23 protein-coding genes and 1 tRNA gene are annotated in these 24,750 nt (G+C 40.9%); 18 read left to right on the forward strand and 6 right to left on the reverse strand.

Annotated elements, in window-relative coordinates:
- Window positions 1–104 precede the first annotated feature (104 nt).
- Genes F1644_RS16470 through F1644_RS16480 form a run of 3 tightly spaced genes read right to left on the reverse strand, consistent with a single transcriptional unit; the run spans window position 105 to window position 3,188 of the window.
- Window positions 105–1,802 carry a dipeptidase gene (locus tag F1644_RS16470; RefSeq protein ID WP_118305277.1) on the reverse strand — a complete coding sequence of 566 codons (1,698 nt, stop codon included), beginning with the start codon at window positions 1,800–1,802 and terminating at the stop codon, window positions 105–107.
- Window positions 1,803–1,834: 32 nt separating this feature from the next.
- Complete coding sequence (locus tag F1644_RS16475; protein WP_087420792.1) at window positions 1,835–2,296, reverse strand: DUF4293 domain-containing protein; 462 nt, start codon at window positions 2,294–2,296, stop codon at window positions 1,835–1,837.
- Window positions 2,297–2,309: 13 nt separating this feature from the next.
- Window positions 2,310–3,188, reverse strand: coding sequence for a nucleoside phosphorylase (locus F1644_RS16480; RefSeq protein ID WP_118305325.1), 879 nt, complete (start codon window positions 3,186–3,188; stop codon window positions 2,310–2,312).
- Between the two features lie 463 nt (window positions 3,189–3,651).
- Here F1644_RS16480 and F1644_RS16485 point away from each other — a divergent pair, with 463 nt between their 5' ends.
- Both F1644_RS16485 and F1644_RS16490 read left to right on the forward strand, forming a co-directional pair.
- Window positions 3,652–5,100, forward strand: coding sequence for a hypothetical protein (locus F1644_RS16485; RefSeq protein WP_147344502.1), 1,449 nt, complete (start codon window positions 3,652–3,654; stop codon window positions 5,098–5,100).
- 20 nt (window positions 5,101–5,120) lie between these two features.
- Entirely contained in the window at window positions 5,121–5,666 is a 546-nt protein-coding gene (locus F1644_RS16490) for a hypothetical protein (protein ID WP_118305279.1), read from the forward strand.
- Between the two features lie 73 nt (window positions 5,667–5,739).
- Here F1644_RS16490 and rny read toward each other — a convergent pair whose 3' ends face one another.
- The 3 genes from rny to F1644_RS16505 all read right to left on the reverse strand — a co-directional run bounded on the left by rny (window position 5,740) and on the right by F1644_RS16505 (window position 8,128).
- Complete coding sequence (rny, locus tag F1644_RS16495) at window positions 5,740–7,275, reverse strand: ribonuclease Y (RefSeq protein ID WP_087420794.1); 1,536 nt, start codon at window positions 7,273–7,275, stop codon at window positions 5,740–5,742.
- A gap of 272 nt (window positions 7,276–7,547) precedes the next feature.
- Window positions 7,548–7,835, reverse strand: coding sequence for a cell division protein ZapA (locus F1644_RS16500; RefSeq protein ID WP_027200797.1), 288 nt, complete (start codon window positions 7,833–7,835; stop codon window positions 7,548–7,550).
- A gap of 2 nt (window positions 7,836–7,837) precedes the next feature.
- On the reverse strand, window positions 7,838–8,128 hold the full coding sequence (locus tag F1644_RS16505) for a hypothetical protein (protein ID WP_087420795.1): 291 nt from the start codon (window positions 8,126–8,128) through the stop codon (window positions 7,838–7,840).
- 88 nt (window positions 8,129–8,216) lie between these two features.
- Between F1644_RS16505 and F1644_RS16510 the strand changes: the two genes are divergently transcribed.
- From F1644_RS16510 to secE, 16 genes are all read left to right on the forward strand, one after another.
- Window positions 8,217–9,890: a M23 family metallopeptidase gene (locus tag F1644_RS16510; protein WP_118305280.1), complete on the forward strand. Its 1,674-nt coding sequence runs from the start codon at window positions 8,217–8,219 to the stop codon at window positions 9,888–9,890.
- A gap of 8 nt (window positions 9,891–9,898) precedes the next feature.
- Window positions 9,899–10,174 carry a tetratricopeptide repeat protein gene (locus F1644_RS16515; protein ID WP_118305281.1) on the forward strand — a complete coding sequence of 92 codons (276 nt, stop codon included), beginning with the start codon at window positions 9,899–9,901 and terminating at the stop codon, window positions 10,172–10,174.
- Window positions 10,175–10,670: 496 nt separating this feature from the next.
- Complete coding sequence (locus F1644_RS16520; RefSeq protein ID WP_118305282.1) at window positions 10,671–11,270, forward strand: RNA polymerase sigma factor; 600 nt, start codon at window positions 10,671–10,673, stop codon at window positions 11,268–11,270.
- Window positions 11,271–11,340: 70 nt separating this feature from the next.
- The gene (locus tag F1644_RS16525; protein WP_118305283.1) at window positions 11,341–12,573 is read left to right on the forward strand and encodes a thioredoxin family protein; all 1,233 of its coding nucleotides are present in this window, start codon (window positions 11,341–11,343) and stop codon (window positions 12,571–12,573) included.
- Window positions 12,574–12,707: 134 nt separating this feature from the next.
- Window positions 12,708–13,829, forward strand: coding sequence for a FecR family protein (locus F1644_RS16530; RefSeq protein WP_168044146.1), 1,122 nt, complete (start codon window positions 12,708–12,710; stop codon window positions 13,827–13,829).
- 169 nt (window positions 13,830–13,998) lie between these two features.
- Window positions 13,999–17,385 (forward strand): SusC/RagA family TonB-linked outer membrane protein, encoded by a 3,387-nt coding sequence (locus F1644_RS16535; RefSeq protein WP_158572028.1) that lies wholly within the window; start codon window positions 13,999–14,001, stop codon window positions 17,383–17,385.
- 12 nt (window positions 17,386–17,397) lie between these two features.
- A complete protein-coding gene (locus F1644_RS16540; RefSeq protein ID WP_317147134.1) occupies window positions 17,398–17,727 on the forward strand; it encodes a hypothetical protein in 330 nt (109 codons plus the stop codon).
- Window positions 17,715–18,785, forward strand: a complete 1,071-nt coding sequence (locus F1644_RS16545; protein ID WP_317147135.1) for a RagB/SusD family nutrient uptake outer membrane protein — start codon at window positions 17,715–17,717, stop codon at window positions 18,783–18,785. Before F1644_RS16540 ends, F1644_RS16545 begins: the two co-directional genes overlap by 13 nt.
- Before the next feature lie 11 nt (window positions 18,786–18,796).
- On the forward strand, window positions 18,797–19,561 hold the full coding sequence (locus F1644_RS16550) for a DUF4843 domain-containing protein (protein ID WP_158572027.1): 765 nt from the start codon (window positions 18,797–18,799) through the stop codon (window positions 19,559–19,561).
- A 2-nt stretch (window positions 19,562–19,563) separates the two neighbouring features.
- Entirely contained in the window at window positions 19,564–21,183 is a 1,620-nt protein-coding gene (locus tag F1644_RS16555; RefSeq protein ID WP_118305288.1) for a PKD-like family lipoprotein, read from the forward strand.
- A gap of 342 nt (window positions 21,184–21,525) precedes the next feature.
- The gene (gene rpsU / locus F1644_RS16560; RefSeq protein WP_118305289.1) at window positions 21,526–21,717 is read left to right on the forward strand and encodes a 30S ribosomal protein S21; all 192 of its coding nucleotides are present in this window, start codon (window positions 21,526–21,528) and stop codon (window positions 21,715–21,717) included.
- A 66-nt stretch (window positions 21,718–21,783) separates the two neighbouring features.
- Window positions 21,784–22,695: a tyrosine-type recombinase/integrase gene (locus F1644_RS16565; protein ID WP_118305290.1), complete on the forward strand. Its 912-nt coding sequence runs from the start codon at window positions 21,784–21,786 to the stop codon at window positions 22,693–22,695.
- Between the two features lie 18 nt (window positions 22,696–22,713).
- A complete protein-coding gene (gene hpf, locus F1644_RS16570; RefSeq protein ID WP_027200803.1) occupies window positions 22,714–23,010 on the forward strand; it encodes a ribosome hibernation-promoting factor, HPF/YfiA family in 297 nt (98 codons plus the stop codon).
- A gap of 171 nt (window positions 23,011–23,181) precedes the next feature.
- On the forward strand, window positions 23,182–24,369 hold the full coding sequence (gene tuf, locus F1644_RS16575; RefSeq protein WP_087420800.1) for an elongation factor Tu: 1,188 nt from the start codon (window positions 23,182–23,184) through the stop codon (window positions 24,367–24,369).
- 90 nt (window positions 24,370–24,459) lie between these two features.
- Window positions 24,460–24,532 (forward strand) — tRNA-Trp (locus F1644_RS16580).
- A gap of 19 nt (window positions 24,533–24,551) precedes the next feature.
- Window positions 24,552–24,743, forward strand: a complete 192-nt coding sequence (gene secE / locus F1644_RS16585; RefSeq protein WP_027200805.1) for a preprotein translocase subunit SecE — start codon at window positions 24,552–24,554, stop codon at window positions 24,741–24,743.
- Window positions 24,744–24,750 lie beyond the last annotated feature (7 nt).

The raw sequence follows: 24,750 nt of genomic DNA on the forward strand, positions 1-24,750 counted from the left end.
CTTTTGTCTTTTATGTAAGAGACTACGTACGTTTCAAAATCGAGTGGCAAAGGTAGAAAAATAAATATTCCGATGCAAGCATCGGAATATTTATTTTGTAGTGTTTATTCTACCACCTCAAGTTTTTTACCCGTTTGTTCGATAATCATTCGGAGATACCATTCCGGTAAAGCAGGCTGCTCCACTTTCGGGTTTTTCTCTCCCGGGATTGCGGTTTTCACGTTACCATCCATGAATTTACAGAACAGGTAGCCGTAGAAATCTCTCCACGTGTCCACCAGATGATTTCCCGTGCGACAGGAGAAGTCCGTGATAAATTTAATCGCTGATTCTTTGTCTTGAGCTAACATCTCTTTTGCTCCGGCATCGATCATTTGGACGAAATTCACGTATTGTTGTTCCAGCGCAACTTGTTTTGCACGAATTTCCGGGTGAATCAAGTTATAGCGTGTGTACGCGAAGTTTGTTACTTGGTTGAATACCCAGAAGGCTGCTTTATTGGTGAATTCCATCATGCTGCCGTTACCAACAGCGAAAGCAAAAGGTACTTCCGTGGCTGCTGAATACATCGGGAAATACACGGAACTGGCTGCATCATCAACACCAAACCAAAGGATTCCTCCGATTTCATCGGGTAACCAACTTCTACATTGTGCTACAAATGTGAATCCGGTTTGTTGGGTTGCTGTTGCTCTTTCGTGAACATATTCTTTCCCGTCTACTTTGAAACTCATCGGACGCCATCTGTACGGACATTCGTACGGGCCGGCTCCCATATCCTTGCTCATATCCAGTTCTGTTCCTTCCAGGTGATCGCGCATGAAATCCATCACTTGCATCACGTCTACTTTCTCGCTGGGTTTAATCCATAACGGCATACGGTTGGTTGCGTAACCTTTGCTATCCCGTTGAATGTTTCTTCCCGTGGCGTAATCCCAGTATTGAGCCATGTCCGGGTTCACGGCATTGAAGAATGCCCAAACACGGATTTCACAGGCACGAGCCCCGCTGAAGTCAACCGGAGCGTAAGTATCAGAGAAACTGAAATCTTTATTTTTCCCGTCTTGAGGATAGAATCCTTTTTCTTTCGCGAAAGAGATCACGTCCTTGGAATACACGGTGGTGATATTCGGATCGTAAATCTTGTTCATTTTGTCAGAAGAGATAGAAGTTTTACCTTCTAGCGGGAAAGTCGTGATACGAGCTTGGTTCGCGTGGGCGGAAACATACCCGTCCGGTACCATACGTGCTACCCAAACAGCTCCTTTTTCTCCTTCTCCCTTACCGATGATTTCGATAATCCATACTTCGTTCGGGTCAATGATAGAGATAGACTCTCCACTACTTGCCCAACCGTATTTTTCAATCAAGTCGGTCATTACCACAATGGCCTCACGGGCGTTTTTCGCACGTTGTAACGTGATATATATAGCGCTACCATAATCTATAATAGCTCCCGTTTGGGATTCCAATTCTTTACGTCCCCCGAAAGTGGTTTCGGAAATAGCGAGCTGATGCTCGTTCATGTTTCCTACCACGTTGTACGTGTGGGCTACTTGCGGGATTTTACCCATAAATTTGCCGGTGTCCCACTCGTAGACATCGAGCATACTTCCGGCAGGCCAGTCTTGTGCGGGCCAGTGATACAATTCTCCGTATAAAACGTGGGAGTCGGCAGAATAAGTGACCATTGTCGACCCGTCTTTCGTTGCTCCTTTCGTGAATAAAAAGTTCGTGCAGGCCATCGTGTACGTGGTGCAGCAAACTAACGCTAGTGTAACCAGTAAATGTGCTTTTCTCATTTTTAGTTATTGGTTTATGATTATTTTGATAATTATCGAATTCTGTCAAAAGATTTGAGCAATTTGATGTCTTTAAGTATTCCCCTTATGGCTAGGTACGTGAAAATAATACAGATCACGGGCAATATAAGGCTGAATTTATAAAGAATCTCGGCGTTCATTTTGTCCGCGAATTGATTGATGTGATACCACATCAAGATAATGGCACCGATCAATAAGATGATTTCCACGATACATAAACGCAATTGGAGGAAACGTTTTTTAAACAAGAACACGTTCACTAAGGGAACCCCGATCGTGAAAATATTCATGATTAATAAGGCCCAGTAGTGGGCTTGTAGCACGCTGTTTTCTCCAATGAGAACCACGCCATAAGTAAAAAAGTTATAGCTCGCGTCATTCGGGATAAGCAATTGGGCGATCGGCACGTACAACGGAATCGTCATGATGATAGCTACCACGAGCAAGTAAATAGTTTGAATCCTTTGAATCATAATTAATAAGTGATTAACGTATGAGAGAATTTAATGTATATTCAATAAGTTTCTTCATGTGCGGTTTGTAATCGGCCGAGGCATCCCCGTTGGCCCGGTTGGCAATGATCAGGCAAATCGTGGTGGCCCGATGGCCCATAAGAGCGGCCAGCCCGGCAATGGCGGCACTTTCCATCTCGTAATTGACAATTTTGTAATTCCCGAATTCGAAACGGGCAATCTCGTCATTCACTGTCGGCATCTCGATCGGTAAGCGAAGCACTCGGCCCTGTGGCCCGTAGAATCCGTTTGCCGTCAACGTGACGCCTTTCACGGTAACGCCTTCCGTGTGTAATTTGTCCACCAGTTCGTCAGATGCTTTTACCGCGTACGGGCGGGCTGCTAAGGATGTCCAGTGACACTCATTGATAAAGGCCTCCTCGAAAGCGGCATCACATACCATTTCGTTATCCCGGTAGAAACGCAATACCCCGTCTATGCCGAGGCTCATTTCCGAGATCACGAATGAATGTACGGGTACATCTGCTTGCACGGAACCGGAAGTCCCGATTCGTACTATATTTAATGTTTTCTTTTCCGCGTTTATTTCTTTGGTGTGCAAGTTGATATTGACCAAAGCATCCAGTTCATTCATCACGATGTCGATGTTATCCGCACCGATTCCGGTAGAGATAACTGACAGGCGGTGTCCCTTGTAATATCCGGTGATGGTACAGAACTCCCGGTCGCTTTTCCTGACTTCTATTTTCTCGAAATACGAGGCAATCATTTCTACTCGGGAAGGGTCACCCACGAGGATCACTTGTTTTGCCAGATCTTCGGGATGAAGGTGGAGGTGAAAAACACTCCCGTCATCGTTCGTGATTAATTCTGATGATTTTATTGGCTCCATATACTGTTTACTTTTTGAGCAACCAAATTTAATGATGTTCATCGGATATACAAAAAAAAGTCGTATTTAAAATTGGAATGTTGAGATAGGGGGTATGCTTAGTATGTAGATCAATTCAGAATAGGGTGTAAGCTTGTTTGGCAATTTGTGTATTTTGCAGATACATAGTGTTGTTAAATGATTATTTTTAATAATATTTTATAAAGTGAATATTTATTATCATATTTGTAAGGAGGTTTGTTATTTAGCGTGTGTTATTATGCAAAAGAAAAGTATCTTGTTTGAGGCAATATTCATTCGAGGGCGTCCTTGACGAAAATCGAGCATATATCTCTAATATGTCGGTTGTTAGATGATCCTATTGGGAGTGCCTCTGTCTGTATGTTGCTATGAAAAACAATAATACGGAATGTTTTGTTAGGGAACCGACAGGTTTTTAATGTATTAGTTTGATACGATGCTTATGAAAATGAAATTTCTCTGTATAGTAATAATTCAGTTGCTATTTTTTTCTTGTCAAACAGATGTTCTTGATGAGATGGAGCCTTTGAATTCAGAGGGGAAACAGTTTATGACACTAATTTCTACTTATGAAAATTGGCAAACTGATTGGCAAACTGTAACTAAAATGGGTACCCCGTTGCCTAATGAAGCGGCCATTCGATTCTTTCTTTCACAAAATTCATATTACATAGTGCCGATTGTGAGAGAGAAAGAAATTACGAGTATTGCGCTCTATCCCATATTAGTTGATGGGGGAAAGAATTTGGTAACAACATCTCCTACGATTATAAGCAAAGAAGAGGCAAAAAACAATATTTTGTTACAAGGACTTTTGAAATCTACTTTATTCTCTGTTTGGAAAGCCAATGGATATTCAATTAATTTTGAAGAAAATCGCAAAGTTTTAATACAAGATTTGCCATTAACACGGCATATTTCATATCAAGATACACATATGTTTTGCCTTGAAGGTGATATAACGTTTTATTACTATAGTGAAGAGGATTATCGTAGGTGTATTTCAGAACAGTATGCGGCTTGTGCCAGATATAGATTTGCGATGTCCGAGTATGGTTTTACTATGAAGGGTGCAGATGGTTATATATGTGCCTACATAGATGCTGCGACAATGCCTTTTGATGAAGCAATGAATATATTTTATGCTTGTTATGAGCGATTAGAACTTGAATTAAGGTCGATAGATGGTGTAACTGATGTTGATATTTATGCTGTGAACATGAACGAGGGTATCGTAAATTCTGATGGAGATTCAGGAAGCGAGTCAAAGCAGGATGAAGTAAAATGTCCATACGGAAAATGTTCAGGAGATCCTTGTACATGTTGTTCTATATGCCAAGGCCCTTGTAAATGTCCAAATTGCCATAAAGATCCGTGTGAATGTATAAGAAATGTCCTGTTAACAATTAAAAGTACGACAACAGGAGAAATGGCTGTCGTTAGAATAGGAACGACAACAGAGCAATATTATGTTCCTCTTTATAATGTGGTCCTTGAGGGAACAGATGATTCTGGAAATGCTGTTGTGGTGGATTATGTGGCAATACGGTTTGGTGTAAAATATGAAAATGATATTCCTGTTGTTAAAGGATTACAGGATGAAAAGACTTATACCATAAGTGATTTTATCCCAGCATATTGTGGGGAAAGTCCAGCCGGAGATGCTTGGCGAATATTTGGAGGCCACTTGTTACATGCAGGGCCTAGAGATCCAGAGTTTGGGTGTTGCATGTATGGGTGTGTTGGTATATGTAATGCTAGATTTGTAGAACTAAATGAGAAGTTATTGCTATATTCGAACGCTAAAACAAATGAGGAGTTAGCAAAATCAGGTAAATTTAAAGTGCATGTGGAAGCGGCTGTTAAACCTCCTTTAATTCCTAAAGATTAATAATTTAAATAATGTAAGATATGAAAAATGTAAAGATTAAATTACTGCTGTTTGTCACATTGTTAATGATAAGTTCGTGTTTGTTCTCTCAAGCGCAAAAGAGTGTGACTGAAAAATTTAATGTCTCGAGAAAACAATGTACAGTCTTTGCCTATGAGTTGGAGAATTACTTGAAGTCAAAAGGCTTATATGATGGGGTACAATCTCGAATCACTATTTCTAATACATTGGATAGAATAAAGAGAAAAATGAAAATTGGAGGGGTGGATTTCACTGCCAATCATGTTTTTATTGTGGAGCTGTTAGGTGGTAAAATATATGATAATGGCGATTGGCAAGAGGGGTTCGGGATTATTGAGGTTGGTTTTGAAACAGAAGCCGAGGCAAAAGCGGTGTATGAAAAAGCTAAGATGACATGTAAAAAGTACACGATGAATATACCTATTTATTGCCCTCCTTTCCGATGCGTGCAGGTTGGAAAGAGTGTTCTTTTTGTTTATTCGATTAACGTGAATATGGATGAATATAGGGATATGGCCGAGACCTGGCAACCGAAGAAGAAATGATTTTATTTATATATGGTAAAAGAAAAGAGGATTGATTTTATTATCAATCCTCTTTTTTTTATTGGTAATGTAATTATTTTGCGTAGTTTATAGCGCGTGTTTCTCGAATCACCGTGACTTTCACCTGTCCGGGGTAGGTCATTTCATCCTGAATCTTTTTAGCGATCTCGTATGAAATTTTCTCTGCCTCCGTGTCAGATACCTTTTCACTACCAACGACTACCCGTAATTCGCGGCCTGCTTGGATGGCGTAGGTCTTGACCACTCCATTATAAGAAAGTGCAAGGTCTTCCATCTCTTTCAGTCGTTTGATGTATGACTCAACTACTTCCCGTCTTGCTCCCGGACGTGCGCCTGAGATGGCATCACAAGCCTGAACGATCGGGGCGATCATCGTTGTCATTTCAATTTCTTCGTGGTGAGCACCGATAGCGTTGCAAATATCCGGTTTCTCCTTGTATTTTTCTGCTAGGCGCATACCGAGGATTGCGTGCGGTAATTCCGGTTCGTCATCGGGCACTTTACCTATGTCATGCAATAATCCGGCACGTTTTGCTTTCTTCACGTTCAAGCCTAATTCTGCGGCCATGATGGCACAGAGGTTGGCTGTTTCGCGAGCGTGTTGTAACAAGTTCTGCCCGTAAGAAGAACGGTATTTCATTTTGCCGACCAACCGGATTAATTCCGGGTGCAACCCGTGAATACCCAAGTCGATGGTGGTGCGTTTTCCAGTCTCGACGATCTCTTCCTCGATTTGTTTTTTCACCTTGTTTACGACTTCCTCAATCCGTGCCGGGTGAATACGTCCGTCGGTAACTAATTGGTGAAGTGAAAGGCGAGCGATTTCTCGTCTTACCGGGTCAAATCCGGAGAGAACAATTGCCTCCGGGGTATCGTCCACGATGATTTCAACACCAGTGGCTGCTTCCAGCGCCCGGATGTTACGTCCTTCCCGTCCGATGATACGTCCCTTGATTTCATCCGAATCAATATGGAATATAGATACGGCATTTTCGGTAGCGGTTTCCGTGGCCACCCGTTGGATGGTTTTTACTACGATCTTTTTCGCTTCCATGTTTGCCGTCATTTTTGCCTCTTCCATAATCTCGTTCACGTATGACATCGCTTCGGTTTCGGCCTCGTCTTTCAAAGAACTGATGAGTTTTTCCTTTGCCTGATCGGCAGACATCCCGGAAATGGCTTCCAATTGCTCGATTTGTTGTTTTTTGAATTTATCCAGTTCGGCGTGTTTCTTTTCCAGTAATTCTTTTTGGGCCTCTAGCGTCTCCTGTTGTGTCTCCGCGTCTTTGATCTTGCGTTGACATTCTTCCATTTTACGAGCCAATTCGGCATCTTTTTGTTTTAGCTTATTTTCCGCGAGAAGGATTTTGCTATTGCGGGCATTCACTTGTTTTTCGTGTTCGGCCTTTATCTGCAGGAATTTCTCCTTTGCTTGCAAAATCTTGTCTTTTTTAATTACTTCCGCCTCTGCTTCCGCTTCCTTGATGATGTTTTTGCTCCTGTATTTCAAGGTCATGTTGATTAGCAGGTATCCTAGAACGAATCCCACTATCAGAGCAATAACACCGGTAATTATTATTGTTATCATATTCGTAACTTGAATTTATAGTTATATAATATATTTTGGTGTTTTTTGTTTATACAAAAAACCCGCATCATTTCTTCTTTAAAAAACCCCTGTTAGACACGGGTAGAGCTGCCGTCAGATTCAAACTTCCACCGTCCCGAAGGAACCCCGAAGGGTTGAGGCCTGTCTTTGGCTAACTAAGCTTCACTCTAATTGGTTAAGTGTTGAGTTTTCCAGTTAAATACGAAATAATGCGGGTATATCTATTTCCTTTTCAAAGAACTCTTTCTTTTTTACTCTTTCACAACTTCGTCGAGCCTGCTACTAATCTTCTTCACCTCGTCCAATACCGGCTCCACGTCGTTTCGCCTTTCAGCCTCCAGCATCTTTACCGTGAATTGTAACGCGGTAACAGCTAGAAAATCAACGGGATCAGCAGTTGCGTACTTTTCCCTATATTTTGCAATCTTACTATTAATCAGCTGTGCAGCTTTCCTGATCTCCTCTTCTTCCTCTCTCTCTATGGTCAGAACGCAGGGCCTACCGGCTATATTTAGCGTAATAGTAAGTTTATCATTCATATTTAATTATTCAAAAGAGCAATACATTTATCAATCTCCCGCACAAGTTGGCTTATTCTATTTTTGGCCTCGGAACTTCCTTCTCCGGTCGAGATAGCAGCAGCCACCTTCAATGTCTTGATTTCTTCATGTAATTTCATGTTCTCACTTTTCATCCGCTCGATTTGAATCCTGAGTTCTTTCATCTCTGAATCCATCTCTCTGTTTTTGTCCAGTGAGGATATATATAGTTTTATCAGTCGTTCAACTTTTGTGTTTAGCTCGTTAATAACGGCATCTTGTTTTGCTGTCATAACATAATCTTTACACCACAAAGATAGAATAATTTCTTTTAAATATCAATAGTGTTATTAATTTTGCAATGGATTTAATGGTTTTTTTATGACAAACAAAATAATGTGGAGAGGGATTGGAGCTTTGTTGTTGATGTTACTTCTTTTATCATCAAATGTTTGCGCGCAAACTGACACGTTGCTTTACCCGTTGAAAAATGTTCCGCTACTGAGTGGGAATTTCGGAGAATTGAGAGCGACGCACCTGCATACCGGGTTGGATTTTAAAACCGGAGGACGGGAAGGACTACCGGTGATTTGCGTGAAAGACGGTGTCGTGGCACGTGTAAAGGTTTCTGCCACGGGGTACGGGAATGCCCTGTATCTGGAACACGAGGGGGGGATAACCACGGTGTATGGTCATTTGAGCCGTTTTGTACCCCGAATTACGAAAGTCGTGAGAAATATACAATATAATAAGGAGTCATTCGAGGTGGACGAGAATATGTCGGGCTATGAACTCCGTTTTCGTGCGGGTGACACGATTGCTTATAGCGGAAATAGTGGCTCTTCGGGTGGTCCTCATTTGCATTTCGAGGTGCGAGACACGAAAAGCGAGCGTGCTTTAAATCCTTTACGTTTTCTTTCGGTGAAGGATCAAACGGGACCGAGCGTGCGAGGGGTTTACGTGTATCCGATTTCAAACGAGGGGGTGCGGAATGCTGCACGTCGGGTGGAGGTGAAAAATACGGGTAACCGGGTATTCCGGGGAGGAAAGGTCGGGGTGCCTGCCGGAATGGTCGGGATTGGGATACAATCTGATGACTACATGAAAGATTCTTGGAACAAATTAGGCGTATATGATTTGAGCGTGAGTACCAACGGACAGGAGGTCTTTAAAATGACCATGAACGAGCTTTCTTTTGACCAGACGTTTTTGGTTAACGAGTTGAAGGATTTTCATCATTACAGGGAAAACCGCTTGGTTTACTTGACTTTTGGGAACTATCAGGAGCAATTGTTGTCCGTTAGTAATCAGAACGGGGGATTTATCCCGGTTGAGAAAGATAGCGTGGTGGATGTTACGGTTGATTTATCGGATATTAATGGGAATCGTTCTAGGATCATGTTCCAGTTATGGGGTAAATCTCCCTCGCGGGAATTGGTATTGGCAGATGGGGAAAAATTATTGATGAATCACCAAAACGATAGCTTGAAAAAAGGAAAATATACCCTGTGGTTGGAGGCAGATGCTTTATCCTATCCGATCGTGTGCAAGCCGGAGGTGTCTTCCCGCTTGAGAGATAGTATAGAGACAATCGAGGTGTTTTCTACCGGGAAACAAATATACCCGTTGATGAAAAATGCCCGGTTGGTGGTTGGCGGGAAGTTCCCGGAAAAGTCCGTGATCTGTTTGCTGGAGAAAAATAATCGTTTTTCTGCCTTGAAGACCCATTGGACGGAAGAGGGGCTTGAGGCATTCCCCCGGGTGTTGGGTGAATACACGGTTCGTCAGGACACGATTGCCCCGGTTATTTTTTACACGGGGAGGGCCGGGCAGAAAATCCGGTTCCGAATGGTTGACGACTTGTCGGGTATCTCTTCTTATCGGGTGGAGGTGAATGGAAAATGGTGTTTGTTCGCGTATGATGCGAAAAATCGCCTGTTGGAAGGTAACATAAATGAACCCGTTTTCGTGAAAGGAAAAAACAGGCTTGTCTTGAAGGTGGAGGATGCCGTGAAAAATATTGCTACCTTTGAGACGGATATTTATAAAAAGTAGAAATAACAATGAATATAGAAGAAGTAAAACAACTGGCAAAACAAGGCGATCGGGAAGGTGCAATTGCCATGCTCCGGCAAATGTTGGAACAGAATGAAGGAGAACGGGAACTCGTGCTGTTGGAACTGGGAGTGGTGTATAATGCCATGGGGGAGACAACGCAAGCGATAAACCATCTGAATGAGGTGATGCGTATAAATCCTGAAAATACAAAGGCGAAGGCCTATCTGGATATGATTAACGGGATTCTTGATTATTATTGTAAGGACTTGTTGAATCCCTGATGTACCCCCGTAATTCTCTTGAAATACCGAAGTAATAATCTCGCATGATTCTTTCATCCAACTTTTCGCTCCGTTGCTCGCTTATTGGGAATGGGTTATGAAAGGGCGATGGAAGGGAGTTGAAAGGGCGTGAGGAGATTATTACTTTGGTAAAAGTTTGGTATTACACTGGCTTTAAGCTATGCCAATCTATGCTTCTCTTGGTTGTTTGCTGATAGTTCATTTAAACCACAGAGCATTCGTCCTGCATTTATCTTCGATAAAATTGATTTTTTATACGATTGTATTTGTAATTTGAGTGTGTGGTGTAGTATATTAGCTATCTGGAAAAATAGACTTGTTGGGCAGGTAAGGAGGGGGAAGTCTATGAGAAGGGGGATGACAGCGGCGAGCGAGTTCCCTCCCCAATGTTACTTGGCTTTACACTCTTTGATATTGATTCTTTTTTTTCTTGCAAATTTGTTTTCTATATTTGTCGGAAAATTAGCGTGTTGATATGAGAGATGCGACTTTCTTGGATGAAGTGAACAGGAAGAGTGAAAAGGCTTGGGAAGAACTCTATCGTTATTATTATGCGTCTTTATGCAGCTATGCAGAACGATTGACGGGTGATGTGGCGGTGGGAGAGGATATTGTCCAAGAATGTCTAATTCGTATGTGGCATGCACCAATAAAGTTTCCTAAATTGGCATCCTTGACCGCATGGCTGTACAAGAGCGTTTACAATGCGTCCATTAGTGTATTGCGTGAAAAATGGACTCGGGAACGAGTGTTGCAGGATTTACCGGATAGTTTTGAGGACGATGAAGAGGAGGCTCGTGTTGCGGCTTTACGTGAGGAGATCATTAGTCATTTTTATGAGGTGTTAGCTCTGATGCCTCAACAACAACAGGATGTTTTGCGGGCATCTTTGAAGGGATTGAAAGTTGCAGAAATTGCCGTTCAGTTGGGAATCAGTGAAAATTCTGTAAAGACACAGAAAAAAAGAGCATATCTGTTTGTGAGGGAGCATTTTGATGAAGGAGATTTATCCGTTCTACTTTTCTTGTTATTCGGCCATAAGCCAGAATCGTTAAAGTCGTTTCTGGATTGCTAATTTTTTTTCAATCTTGTCACCCGTTTTTAATTTTCTTGCGTTTAAAGGCGTAATGATTAAAATAGGAAAGATGAAAAAATTAGTTTTTTTAGTGCTGTTGTTGGTAGCAGTAACATGGAGTGTTAATGCTCAGAATAGAAGTATTAATTTTGAACAAACGAAAGAGTGGAAAAGAATTGTAAAAAAAGCCAAGAAGGAAAAGAAGTTGGTTTTTATTGATTGCTATACATCCTGGTGCGGGCCCTGTAAGATGTTGGCAAGTAAGATATTTACTCAAGATGCTGTTGCGGATTTCTTTAATGAAAATTTTGTGAATACGAAATATGACATGGAAAAGGATGTCGATGGTGTTATGCTAAAAGACAAATTTGGAGTGAAGGCTTTTCCGACGCTGGTGTTCGTTGATCCCGAGACACAAGAAATTGCTCATTGTATCGTAGGGGCCCGGAAGGCTGAAGAACTGATTGCTGAGGGTGAAAAGGCGAAAGACAGGGAAAATAATCTTCGTGGTATGATGAAACGTTATGCTGCGGGGGAGAGAAGTGCGGAGTTTTTAATAGCCTATATGTCCACGCTGGCTGCGGCGTATCAGAAAGATGAAGTTGATAAGGTTGCGGTGGAATATTTGAATACCTTGTCTCTGGAGGAATTAATGACGAAAGAAGGATGGGGGTTAATCAATCAATATGTAAAAGATCCGTTGTCTGCCCCATTAAAGCAGGTGATGGAAAATCGTTCGAAATTTTATACGGTGGCAAGTAAAGTTGTAATTGATGATAAGCTGGAGTATTGTATTAATGTGGCTGTGGGACAATTAGTAGATTGGGATCCGGAATCGGGTGTTGCTTTTGATGAAGGCCGTAATAGGGCATTAATAGACTACTTGCAAAATATTGATTTCTTTGTTGCAGCTCCTACCGGGTTAGCAAACCTTTATACGGCGGGTTATGTCCGTGAAAGAGATTTCCGGGGATTGTTGAACAAAATGAAGGAGGTGTTAGGTTATAATATGTTCCGTAGTGTTGTTAGTAAAGGACGATATTTGCAGCGTAATTTTGAGGCATTGTCTCGGAGTGAGGACAAGGCATTATTAGAAGAGGGTATTAAGTGGATTGATTTGCTATGTATGTCAACAAATGAGTATTCTTCTAAGGCTAAATTGATGAATTCTAAAGCTCTTTTACAAATTAAAATTGGGGATACCGAGGGTGCGGCCAAGTCAAAAGTGGAAGAGGAACAATATATGCAGGAGGGGCAAAAAAAGAGAAATGAACGCCTGATGCGAATCCGAAATAATAGTTAATGGATTGATTTATGCATTTTTCTTGTTCGGTAGATAAGTGAAGAGAAAATAACCATCGGAATTTTAATTGTTTTTTCTCAATCTTGTCACCCGTTTTTAATATTCTTGCGTTTATTAGTACAAAAAATTAAATCATGGAATGGGAAGATATAGATCGGAAAGCTCAACGAGAGTTATTGCAGATGATAAAGGAGGCTACTGAAGACGAGGAAAAGGAAGAAATGTCAGAAGTAGAGAAACATAGGCTCTTTTTCGTTGATGATCTGGAGAATGAGTGGAAAAAGCGTAGGAAGTATGACTATAAAAAAGCATTTGGTAAGATTCGACGAGCAAGATATCAGCGAATCGGCTTGCGTTTGGGTGCGGCGGCTTGTATGTTGGGTGTGATGTTGGGAAGTGTCTGGATGTTAAGGGTGTATAATGAAGATGTTGAGGCTCATTTAACCGAGGGAAGACGGGAAGATTCACTGCAAGTTGTATTGAGAATGAGCGATGGTAAGCAAGTTGTGTTAAACGGACAGGATAGTGTAAGCTTACGGGAGGACACGTGGAAAATACAAGTAAATAAAGGGAAGGTGGATTATTCAACCCAACAACAGGTCTCAATGGATAAAAAGGTAAAATATAATGTTTTATCTGTACCTGTCGGAGGAGGATACCAGGTAATACTGGCAGATGGTACCTGTGTTCATTTGAATGCCGGAAGTGAGCTGAAGTTCCCGGTTACTTTTTCTGATAGTACACGAGAAGTATATTTGAAGGGAGAGGCTTTTTTTGATGTTGTGAAAGATACTGAACATCCTTTTGTTGTGAAAGTTGGTTCGATGAGCGTAAAGGTGTTAGGAACTCGTTTTAATATTAACGCTCACCGTGTGGATGGTGTGTATGAAACGACTTTGGTGGATGGAAAAGTAGAGGTGAGTGATCGTGCCGTGACGAAACGGGTAATTCTTTTCCCGAACCAGCAGGCACGGTTAAAGGATGGACATTTGTCTGTATACGATGTAGATGTTTCATTATACACTTCGTGGGTAGATGGTAAATTTTATTTTGAGAAAGAGTCTTTACAGGAAATTGCGGCTCAGCTGGAAAGATGGTATGGTATGCATTTTTTCTTTGTGAGTGAAAAGTTGAAACAGGAAAAATTTACAGGAGTGGTTCTGAAAAATTATACGATAGAACAAATTCTATCTATAATAGAAAAGACGACGAATGTGAAATTCTCGGTTGAGGGGCAGACTGTGGTGGTGAATTAAAAAAAGAAAACCGGTATTTGCTGGTAACAGATACCGGTGAGCTTAAATAATTTTCCGGCTGATTTGGAAGTACATCCGGAAGATGTCAAACTTTAATTACAAAAATATGAATAAATTTCGAATCGATGGTGTTGGACTTAAAATTCCTTGCCGAAAAATTCTTTTGAGTATGAAATTAACTTTGTTTTTGATGTGTTGTTTTGTATTTCAACTGCAGGCTGCGGTTGAAGCTCAGAATCAAACGGTATCATTAAAAGTGGAAAATGTTTCGCTAGCTGAAGCCATCTCTCAACTGAAGAAGCAAACGAAAATGGATTTTTTCTTTTCACATTCAGTGGTGGACGTGGATCAACTGGTATCGTTGGACTTGCAAAACGTGTCGTTGAAAGAGGCGTTACAACGTTTATTGGGAAAGACGTACACGTACGAGTTCTTGGATGGAATCGTGATCATAAAGCCCTTTCAGCAAGCGCAAAGTGAGGTGCAGCAGCAAAAGACGAGCTTGAAGGGGACGGTGAAGGATGTAAATGGAGAACCATTACCGGGTGTGACTGTAACTATTAAAGGAACTTCCTTGGGTGTCGCTACGGATATTGATGGGAAATGGGTGTTGGAGATTCCGGAAATGAAAGAAGTGGTGTTGGTGTTTTCATTTGTTGGGATGAAATCACAGGAGATTCGTCCCGGTTCTCGTACGGAGATTGATGTCATTTTGGAAGAGGATACGAAAGAGATGGAGGAAGTGGTGGTAACAGGTATATTCATGCGTAAAAAAGAAGGATTTACCGGTTCGGCAACGCAGGTCTCCGGGGAGGAGCTTAAAAAGATGTCCTCTGGAAATGTTTTGAAAGCTTTGGGGATGATGGATCCTGGATTTAAAATGAATGTAAGCAATATAGCAGGATCCAATCCTAATGCCGTGCCTGATTTTCAGATGCGTGGACAGGCTAGTTTAGGAAATTACACGTCAGATGATGTGGTTGTGCTGCGTGGTGATGCTAATAGTCGCCCTAATCAGCCTTTATTCGTGTTGGATGGCGTGATAGGAGTAAGTGCAACAGCTATTATGGATTTAGATCCGGAACAGGTGGAATCAATTACCTTGCTAAAGGATGCCGCAGCGACTGTTATTTACGGGTCTGAAGCGGCCAATGGAGTTGTCGTAGTAGAAACGAAGGCTCCGGTTCCCGGAAAATTGCGGTTTACTTACAACGGTAATTATAAGTTAGAATGGTCGGATTTGAGCGTTTACGATTTGATGAACGCAGAGGAAAAGTTGAGGGTAGAAGAATTGGCCGGATATTACCAGAGTATGGATGATATGGGGTTACAGAGTTATTATAATAAGATAAAACAGGATGTGTTGAGCGGGGTGAACACGTATTGGTTGGCCGAGCCGGTGCAGACTGCTTTTGCACATCGTCACGGACTGACGGTAGAGGGGGGTGATAGGACTTTGCGATATAAACTTTATGTAGGGGCAAACTTGGCTCCCGGCGTAATGAAGGAAACGAATTTAGATACAAAAACCGGAAAAATCGATTTGAATTACCGTAATGGTAAAATTATGATTAATAATTCATTGACGGTGGATTACTCTAATGGAACACGGGAATCTCCTTACGGAAGTTTTTCTGATTATGCATTGGTGAATCCTTACTACCGTAAAACGGATGAAAATGGTAATATTAAGCAGGTGTTGGATGATGGACGGGTTGGAGATGGTCAGACGGTTAATAGTTGGGTTGGACAATATACAAAACCCATATTGAATCCACTTTATAACAAATTGTTCGAATCTAAGAACGAGAGTCGGAGTTTTCAACTACGGGAAGCGTTGAGAGTGGAGTATTTGCCGATAGAGGCTTTACGTTTGAGCTTGGATTTTTCTTTATCAAGGGGGGACGGTACAGTAGAGGTGTTCAAATCTGCCGCACATAATGACTTCTACGAGGTAAAAGATCCGGCAGAAAAGGGAAGTTATGATTGGACTAAGAATGAAAATACGACTTATCGATTGAGAATTTCCGGAGCTTATAATAAAGTGTGGGGAGATCATTTGTTGTCGGCGAATGTTAGTTACAGTATTAACGAGAATGTTTCAAAGTCGAATGTATTGTCTATGAAAGGTTTTCCGAATGATAAGCTGAGTGAAGTTTATATGGGAGCGGAATACGAGAATACATCAGGTAGTGAGAATACAACTCGGTCTTTGGCTTATATCATGACCTTGAATTACGCGTGGAAACAGCGCTATGCGGTTGACTACAGTATGAGTGTCAATGCTTCTTCGGAGTTTGGTAAGAATAATCGTTATGCTCCCTTCTGGTCTGCCGGTGTACGTTGGAATGCGGACAAAGAAAGTTTTATTCAAAATCTGAGAATATTTGATGAGCTGGTCGTGAGAGGTACTTATGGAATCACCGGGTCGCAGGGTTTTACACCTTATCAGTCGTTACAGATGTATACTTATTCCAATTTGATGCAGACTTATAAGGGGTCGGATGTTGTTGGTGCGGAAATTTATGGGCTGGGAAATCCGGATTTGAAATGGCAACAAACTCAAAATTATAACGTGTCGTTAGATTTTACCCTGTTCAATAATATTTTCAGTGCAAAATTGGAGTATTACGAGAAATACACGAAGAATACTTTGTTGGATTATTCAATGGCTCCTTCTATCGGTTTCTCCACGATGAAGGAAAATTTAGGAAAGATTTCCAATAAGGGGTATGAAATATCTTTGCGTGTAAGGCCTTATAGTGATCCTTCTAAGCAAGCTTATTGGGATATAATTGTCAATGGAGCGCATAATAAATCCCGGATTGAAGAGATTTCAAACGCATTGAAGGTGTTGAATGAGAAACAAATGGCTGTTGCTGATGGGGATACGAATGAGGATGGAACTCAAAGAGCAGAGCGTAAACCATTACCTCGGTATGAAAACGGTTATTCACAAACTACTATTTGGGCTGTACGTTCCATGGGAATTGATCCCCAGACCGGACGAGAAGTATTCCTGACACGAGACGGTCGGTTAACGAATGAATATTCTTCAGTAGATCAGGTTCCGGTGGGAGATACGGAGCCCAAACTTGCCGGAACGATATCCACGACGTTTACTTATAAAGGGTTTAGCCTGACTTTAGCGGGGCAATATCATTTTGGCGGTCAGGTGTTCAACTCGACATTGATTAATAAGGTTGAAAATGCTAACTTACGTTTGAATGCGGATCGGAGAGCTTTATATAGCCGTTGGCAGAAACCCGGAGATCAGGTGCTTTTTAAAGCGATAGATGGTAATATTTACAAGACGGCGACCAAGGAAAGTTCACGTTTTGTGATGGATGACAATGAATTTTATTTTTCCACGATAAATTTGTCTTACAGGGCAGATAGTCAAAAATTTGGTTGGATGAATCGTTTGGGAATTACTTCAGCGACGATCGGGATGTATATGGAAGATATTTGTCGTTTTTCTACCGTGAAGATGGAACGTGGTATTAACTATCCATTCTCTCGTTCGGTTTCAATGTCATTGAGTTTGATATTTTAAAAATGATGGAATATGAGAAAATATATAATTAGTATTTGTTTGGGAATGATTTTCTTCTCTTCTTGTTCGAATTGGTTGGATGTCGAACCAAAGACCATGGTTGAAGAAGAAGAGTTGTTTAGCCGGGAGTTGGGATTTAAAGAGGCCTTGACCGGTTTGTATATCAAGATGGCTCAATCCAGCTTGTATGGAGAAGATTTGACGATAGGTTTTATGGATGTCTTAGGACAACGCTATCAGAACACAACAAGTGATGGATATCAGAATGCATTGTGGTATTCCTTCCCTCGACAAAGACGGAAAAGTATACAGAGAGAATTTGGGGAAATATGTATAATTTGATTGCCAATGTGAATAACCTCCTATATTATTGTGACGCAAAGAAACAAGTGTTGACGACGGAAAACTATTATGAGATTATCAAAGGTGAGGCGTTAGGGTTACGTGCATTCCTGCATTTTGATTTGTTACGTATGTATGGGCCGATAAATTGTAATTCAGCAACGAAACGAATAGCCTACCGGACTCAGTTCGATTCGGAAGTTGCTGTAATACAGCCAACGAACGTGGTGATGGATAGTATTATTGCAGACTTGAAAGCTGCTGAGATTTTGTTGACCGGAACAGATCCTTTGAATTTCGATTTCCCGACCAAAGAGTCGGAAGAGGAAAGTATGGCTGGTGATCGCTTTTTGACCTACCGTCATAAACGGATGAACTTGTATGCTGTGAAAGCGTTGTTGGCGAGAGCCTATCTTTATGTCGGGAATAAAACCGAGGCAAAGAAATACGCAAACGAGGTGATTAGCAGTTCTTATTTTGACTTAATAGGTGATACAAACGATCCGCTAAGGTCAAAGGAGATTCTTTTTTCTATTTACGTGGATGATTTCAATAAAGATAATAAGCTGGCCGGGCACTATTCTATTAAATCAGAAGATTTTTTTAATGAATTGTTTGATATCGATAACGAAGGAGCGCAGGACGTAAGGGTGCGTCCGGGGGTGGCATTTAATTATTCGACAAATGGTATCACGATGAAAAAGTATGAACAGGAAAATTTGTGGGTTTCCACGCAGGGAACGATCGTGTTAGTGCGCTTGTCGGAAATGTATTATATCATGGCTGAATGTGAGGATGAGCCTGCAGATGCGGAAGTCTGGCTGAATCAAGTGAGGAATATGCGTGCTCTTTCACCAGTGGAGTGTACGGAACAGAATCTATTGGATGAGATTGAAAAAGAGTACCGGAAAGAGTTTTATGGAGAAGGACAATTATTTTATTTTTATAAACGTCATGGCTACCGGACTTTCTTACATTGTCCGCTGGAAAATATGACTGAGAGTAATTACATGTTTTCGTGGCCGGAAAATGAGGTTTTATTTGGTCAAACGAATTAATGGACTGGAATATGAAAAGAATTTTAAGATATACCCTTTGGGTGACAATTATCGTTTGGGTGTGTAGTTGTCAGGAATATAAAATGGTGGAGTACGGAGAAGGTGGTCAGATTAATTTTATGGGAAAGAATGGGAAGCTTTGGACGGATGATACTTCTTTCTTTCACTATAATAAGAATTTCGGTATTAATGTGGATGGGGATTCCCTGAGAGCAGATACAGTTGTTATCGGGGTAAAAGTCAGTGGAGTGACGACGGATTATCCTCGTCGAGTTGTGTTTAAACCGGTATCTTCTGGTGAACATGGTGTGGATGTGGCGTTTTTGGATGATTATTATGTATCTGCTGATAGTAGTGTGGCCACATTCAGTGTGGAGATAAGACGTCCGGCAACACGAGGAACAGTTTATTCGACGAATCTAGAGTTTGACTATGATCAGTCGGATTTTGAAGCCGGAATTTCAGAGCGGCAGGTATTCAGATTGACGGTTCGGGATTCGGTAAGTCTGAAATTATGGGGGACAAGTGAAGAGGAGTGGAGAGATTATTATAGCAATTATTTGGGGGAATATAGCGAGACAAAAATACGTTATTTGATCACCCGTTATCATGAGGTCTCTTTAAATGAGTGGGAGAATAGTTCGAATTTTACAGAACTGAGAAAAGGTAATTCTTTTTATACGGATTATGAGAGTTATAGACAAGATCCTAAGAATAAGCCTTTAATTGATGAAAATACGGGTAGAGAAATAGAATTTCCTAATTTAGATGTTTAATTATGAAAAGATTATTTTATATAGTGATCGGTCTGCTTTTGGCGGCCTGTTATGAGGATAAGGGGAATTATGATTATCAGGAGGTGAATGCCTTGACGATTTCCTTGAAGGATTTATATCCTGTGCATTTGACTGATACGGTTTTTACGTTAGATCCAGACTTATCCCAGTCTTTATTGAAAGATGAGGATAATTTGGAGTTTATGTGGTTACATTCGACGTTAAACGAGTCGATGTGGGGACATAAGGAGTATGATACGGTCAGTATGGAGCGTACATTACGTTTTCGCTGGGATACCGAAGCGGATGATTTTAAATATGAGCATTATTTCCGATTGATTGTTCATGACAAAACAACAGGCTTGAGCTATCGGCGAAATACGAAAATTAAGTTTGTGAAACCTTACGATGGGGCATGGATGGTGTTACATAGTAAAGATGGGCAAACGGAATTAGGAGCTATTGAGTATGTTGGAGGTGAAATGCTGGTGCAGGAGGATGCCTATTATGCTGAAACCGGAGAAAAATTGGCCGGAAAGCCACTTGCCTTAATGAGATATCTTACATATTATCCGGAGTATGGATCGGGGATTTATCAAAATACGTTTACCGTATTCACGGATGACCCTGATGAGGCTGGAATCTATTGTCAATGGAAACGTTTTCAAAAGATGGATTCTCTTCGCAATATGGTTTATAATCAAATAACTGATTTTGGTTTTCAAAATATTACCTTGGCAGATGGTTCCGGTAGGTCGGGAGCACTTTTAATATCCGGTAAAAATTTGTATCAAACGCCTGCCGGAGGGCATATTTATAAGCCAACATCAGAATTGATCGGAATGACGAGAATTACTTTGGCAACGAAAGCGGGAACGGGCTCTTTGCTGTATGACGAGGCTGGGCATCGTTTTGCTTTTTATGAACCTAATAAGCCCAGCTCTTCTTGGGGAAAGCCTGCGTTTAATAGCTCGCATAATAAAAAGAAAATCAAGGCAGTTATTGAGCATGATGAGAATGTAAAGGATGTAGATCCTAATAATTTGCCTGTTGACCAAAAGGTTTTGTGGGTAGGTAGTGGATATCTATTGGGGGGTATTGATGGATATTACGAAGATGTATATGCTTATGGCTTGGCGAAAAATGAGGAGCAATGTTTTATTTATGAGTTTTACCCTTATGGTATAATTTACGGTATGGATCCTAATTTTACCGGTTACTATTCAATCAACATACCTAGTGGTTTGGATGAAAATAGTTGTTTTGCATCTAGTGCGCTATATAATGGAATTATATTTTATAGTTCAGGTAATACGATTTATCGTTTGGATTTTAAAAAGAAAGGAGGACAGGCGCTTGCGATCTATTCCCATCCGGGAGGGAAAGCAGTTAAGATGAAGTTTGCCAGACAATGTAAGAAAGATGATAAAAGTACTTATGACGAATATGAATTTGATACATTTTATAGCCTGGGAATCGCTTTTGAAATGGAAGACGGAACCGGAGAATTTGTGGTATTAAATTTAGCCCCGACGGGTAATATCGGATCTGATAGTGAACATTATTCGGCGAAACAAGTGCATACTGGATTTGGAAAAATTACTGATTTTGTGTTTATTTAGGAGAAAGTCTTTGATGTAATACAGAAAACAGCCAGATTAGCCTGCTGTTGAATTTAAACCAATCAACGGCAGGCTTTCTTTTGTTATCCATAATGATACTGAGAACGATGATAATTTCGTGTGGCTAAGTAAGATTTTATTTTTATATCTCGATTAATTGATTTATCTTTGCGCCCAGTTTTCGAATTGTTAAATATGAACTTCAATCCGCTTGAAAGGGGGTGGTCAATTATTTTTGAGATAGTAAAAAATATACATATATTTAATTAGTAAGCAGCACATTATGGTGTTGCCGGATTTTTTTATTATAAAATAAGTATTCATTTTTTTAAATTATAAATCATGATAATTGTACCATTAAAAGAAGGCGAAAATATCGAGAGAGCACTGAAAAAATTCAAAAGAAAATTCGAAAAAACCGGCGTGATTAAAGAGCTGAGAGATCGTCAGGCTTTCACCAAACCGTCTATTAGAAATAGAATGGCCCGGATGAAGGCTGTCTATCGTCAATCTTTGCAACAAGCGGAAGAATAAATCGATCACTTTCTTTGTTTTTCCAAACAAAAAACGTAACTTGCTTACGTTATTAAAATAGTAGAAATGATGCAGATAGAATTGTTCTTGAAGTATTTGAGTAGCGTGAAACGTTATTCGGAAAATACGATCATCGCATATAAGGCGGATTTGTATCAGTTCTACGAATTTTGTGGATTGGAAAGGAATAATGAGGATTTTTCTCGAGTGACGACCAAGCTCGTTAGAGAATGGGTCGTGGCAGAGATGAGGGGAGATTTGAGGGTGAACGGTACCAGAGGGAAGTTAAGTGCTGCTTCCGGTAAGCGTAAGTTGAGCAGTATAAAGGCGTTTTTTCGTTTCCTTGTAAAAGAGAAAGTGATAGAGATGAATCCCGCCGAGAATATCAGCGGACCGAAATTGCCGAAGCGATTGCCAGTTTTCGTGAGGGAAGAGGATATGGAATGTACGCTGGATGATGCGGAAAAAAAGAAAGGTTTTTCCGGATTAAGAGATTTCTTGATCTTGTTGATGGCTTATGATACGGGAATGAGGCGTTCTGAAATTGTTGGATTGAAGGTTGGGAATGTTGATCTTTCACGGCGTTGTATTCGTGTTTTCGGGAAAGGTGGAAAATGGCGAGAAATCCCGATCATGACCGAGTTGATACAGGACATTGAATGTTATTTGGATGCCCGGAGCCGCGTGGTGGAAGGGGAGCATGATCTGTTTTTCGTGACCGATAAGGGAAAGCCGCTTTATGCTAATTTCGTTTATCGTTTGGTGACGAAAGAACTGGAATCACACACTTCTTTAGCAAAACGCAGCCCGCACGTGTTGCGACATTCTTTTGCCACGCATCTGTTGGATAACGGTGCGCCGATTCAGGGAATTAAAGAATTGTTGGGACATTCCAGTCTGGCGGCAACCCAGGTGTACACTCACAACTCTGTGGAGAAGATGTTGAAGATTTTTAAACAAGCTCACCCACGAGCATAAATTATAGGAGGAAACGATATGGACATTAGAATTAATCCTGTAGGTTTTTCAGTAAATCCAGTGCTGGAGGAGTTCATTAATAAGAAATTCTCGAAATTGGAGAAGTATCACGACGGAATTATGAGTATAGATGTTACGTTGAAATTGGAAAAAGACGATCATCTGGAAAATAAGTTGACCGAGGTGCATGTTGATGTCAAAGGGCAAGACGTGTTCGCTAAAAAGAATGCGAAAACTTTTGAAGAAACAGTGGACGAGTTGTACGATGTATTAAAGAGACAACTTGTTAAAGCGAAAGAAAAAAGAGAAAATTAAGAAAAATGATCTCATTTATTGTGAGATATGATTTTTAATTTGTACATTTGCAAGCCAAATTAAATGGGTTTTCTCGCACTTGTCTGGGTAATTTTCAGGTAAACAGCGAGTTACTTGCATGAAATTGAGTTATTGAGATAAATTGTTTAATAATAAAATTGTTTTAGAGTTATGGCTAAAGAACATTTTGACAGGTCCAAACCACACGTAAATATTGGTACTATCGGTCACGTTGACCACGGTAAAACTACTTTGACGGCTGCTATCACTACGGTATTGGCAAAAAAAGGTCTTTCTGAATTACGTTCATTCGATTCTATCGATAACGCTCCGGAAGAAAAAGAGAGAGGTATCACCATTAACACTTCTCACGTTGAATACCAGACTGCAAATCGTCACTATGCACACGTTGACTGTCCGGGACACGCCGACTATGTAAAGAACATGGTAACTGGTGCTGCTCAGATGGACGGTGCTATCTTAGTTTGTGCCGCTACTGATGGTCCGATGCCTCAGACTCGTGAGCACATCCTTTTGGCTCGTCAGGTAAACGTTCCGAGAATCGTTGTGTTCTTGAACAAAGTGGATATGGTGGACGACCCGGAAATGTTGGAGTTGGTTGAGATGGAAGTTCGTGAGTTGTTGTCATTCTATCAATATGATGGAGATAATACTCCGGTTATCTTAGGTTCTGCTCTTGGTGCTTTGAACGGAGAAGCAAAATGGGAAGAGAAAGTAATGGAGTTGATGGATGCAGTTGACAACTGGATTGAGTTACCGCAACGTGCCGTTGATAAACCGTTCTTGATGCCTGTTGAGGACGTATTCTCTATCACTGGTCGTGGAACTGTTGCTACCGGTCGTATCGAAACTGGTATCGTTCACACGAGTGATGAGTTGGAAATTATCGGTTTGGGTGCTGATGGTAAGAAAACCGTATGTACCGGAGTTGAGATGTTCCGTAAGATTCTTGACGAAGGTCAGGCTGGTGATAACGTTGGTTTGTTACTTCGTGGTATCGACAAAGACGAGATCAAACGTGGTATGGTATTGGCAAAACCGGGTTCTGTTAAACCGCACGATAAATTCAAAGCTGAGGTTTATATCTTGAAGAAAGAAGAAGGTGGTCGTCACACTCCGTTCCACAACAGATACAGACCTCAATTCTATATCCGTACCTTGGACGTTACCGGTGAAATCACTCTTCCAGAAGGACGTGAGATGGTAATGCCTGGTGATAACTTGACAATCACTGTTGAGTTGATCACTCCGGTTGCTTGTAACGTAGGTTTGCGTTTCGCTATCCGTGAAGGTGGTAGAACTGTAGGTGCTGGTCAGATCACAGAGATCTTAGACTAATACAATTTTAGATCTAATGATTTTAGATTGTAGATTCGCAATTTAAAATTTAAAATTTAAAATAATGAGCCGGCTTCGGTCGGCTCACACACGGGAGTGGCTCAGTTGGTAGAGCATCGGTCTCCAAAACCGAGGGTCGGGAGTTCGAACCTCTCCTCCCGTGCAAATTAAATATAGAACAAATGAAGATTAAAAGTTATATATCAGATGTTTATAACGAGCTGGTGAATAAAGTAACTTGGCCCACGTGGTCTGAGCTCCAGAGTAGTGCAACAATTGTGATGATTGCTTCCGTTATCATAGCGTTGTGCATTTTTGCAATGGATTTTTCGTTCAGACATATCGTGACCGGTATATATAATTTGTTTTACTAAAAATCTT

It is taken from the genome of Butyricimonas paravirosa, from assembly GCF_032878955.1.
GTDB lineage: Bacteria > Bacteroidota > Bacteroidia > Bacteroidales > Marinifilaceae > Butyricimonas > Butyricimonas paravirosa.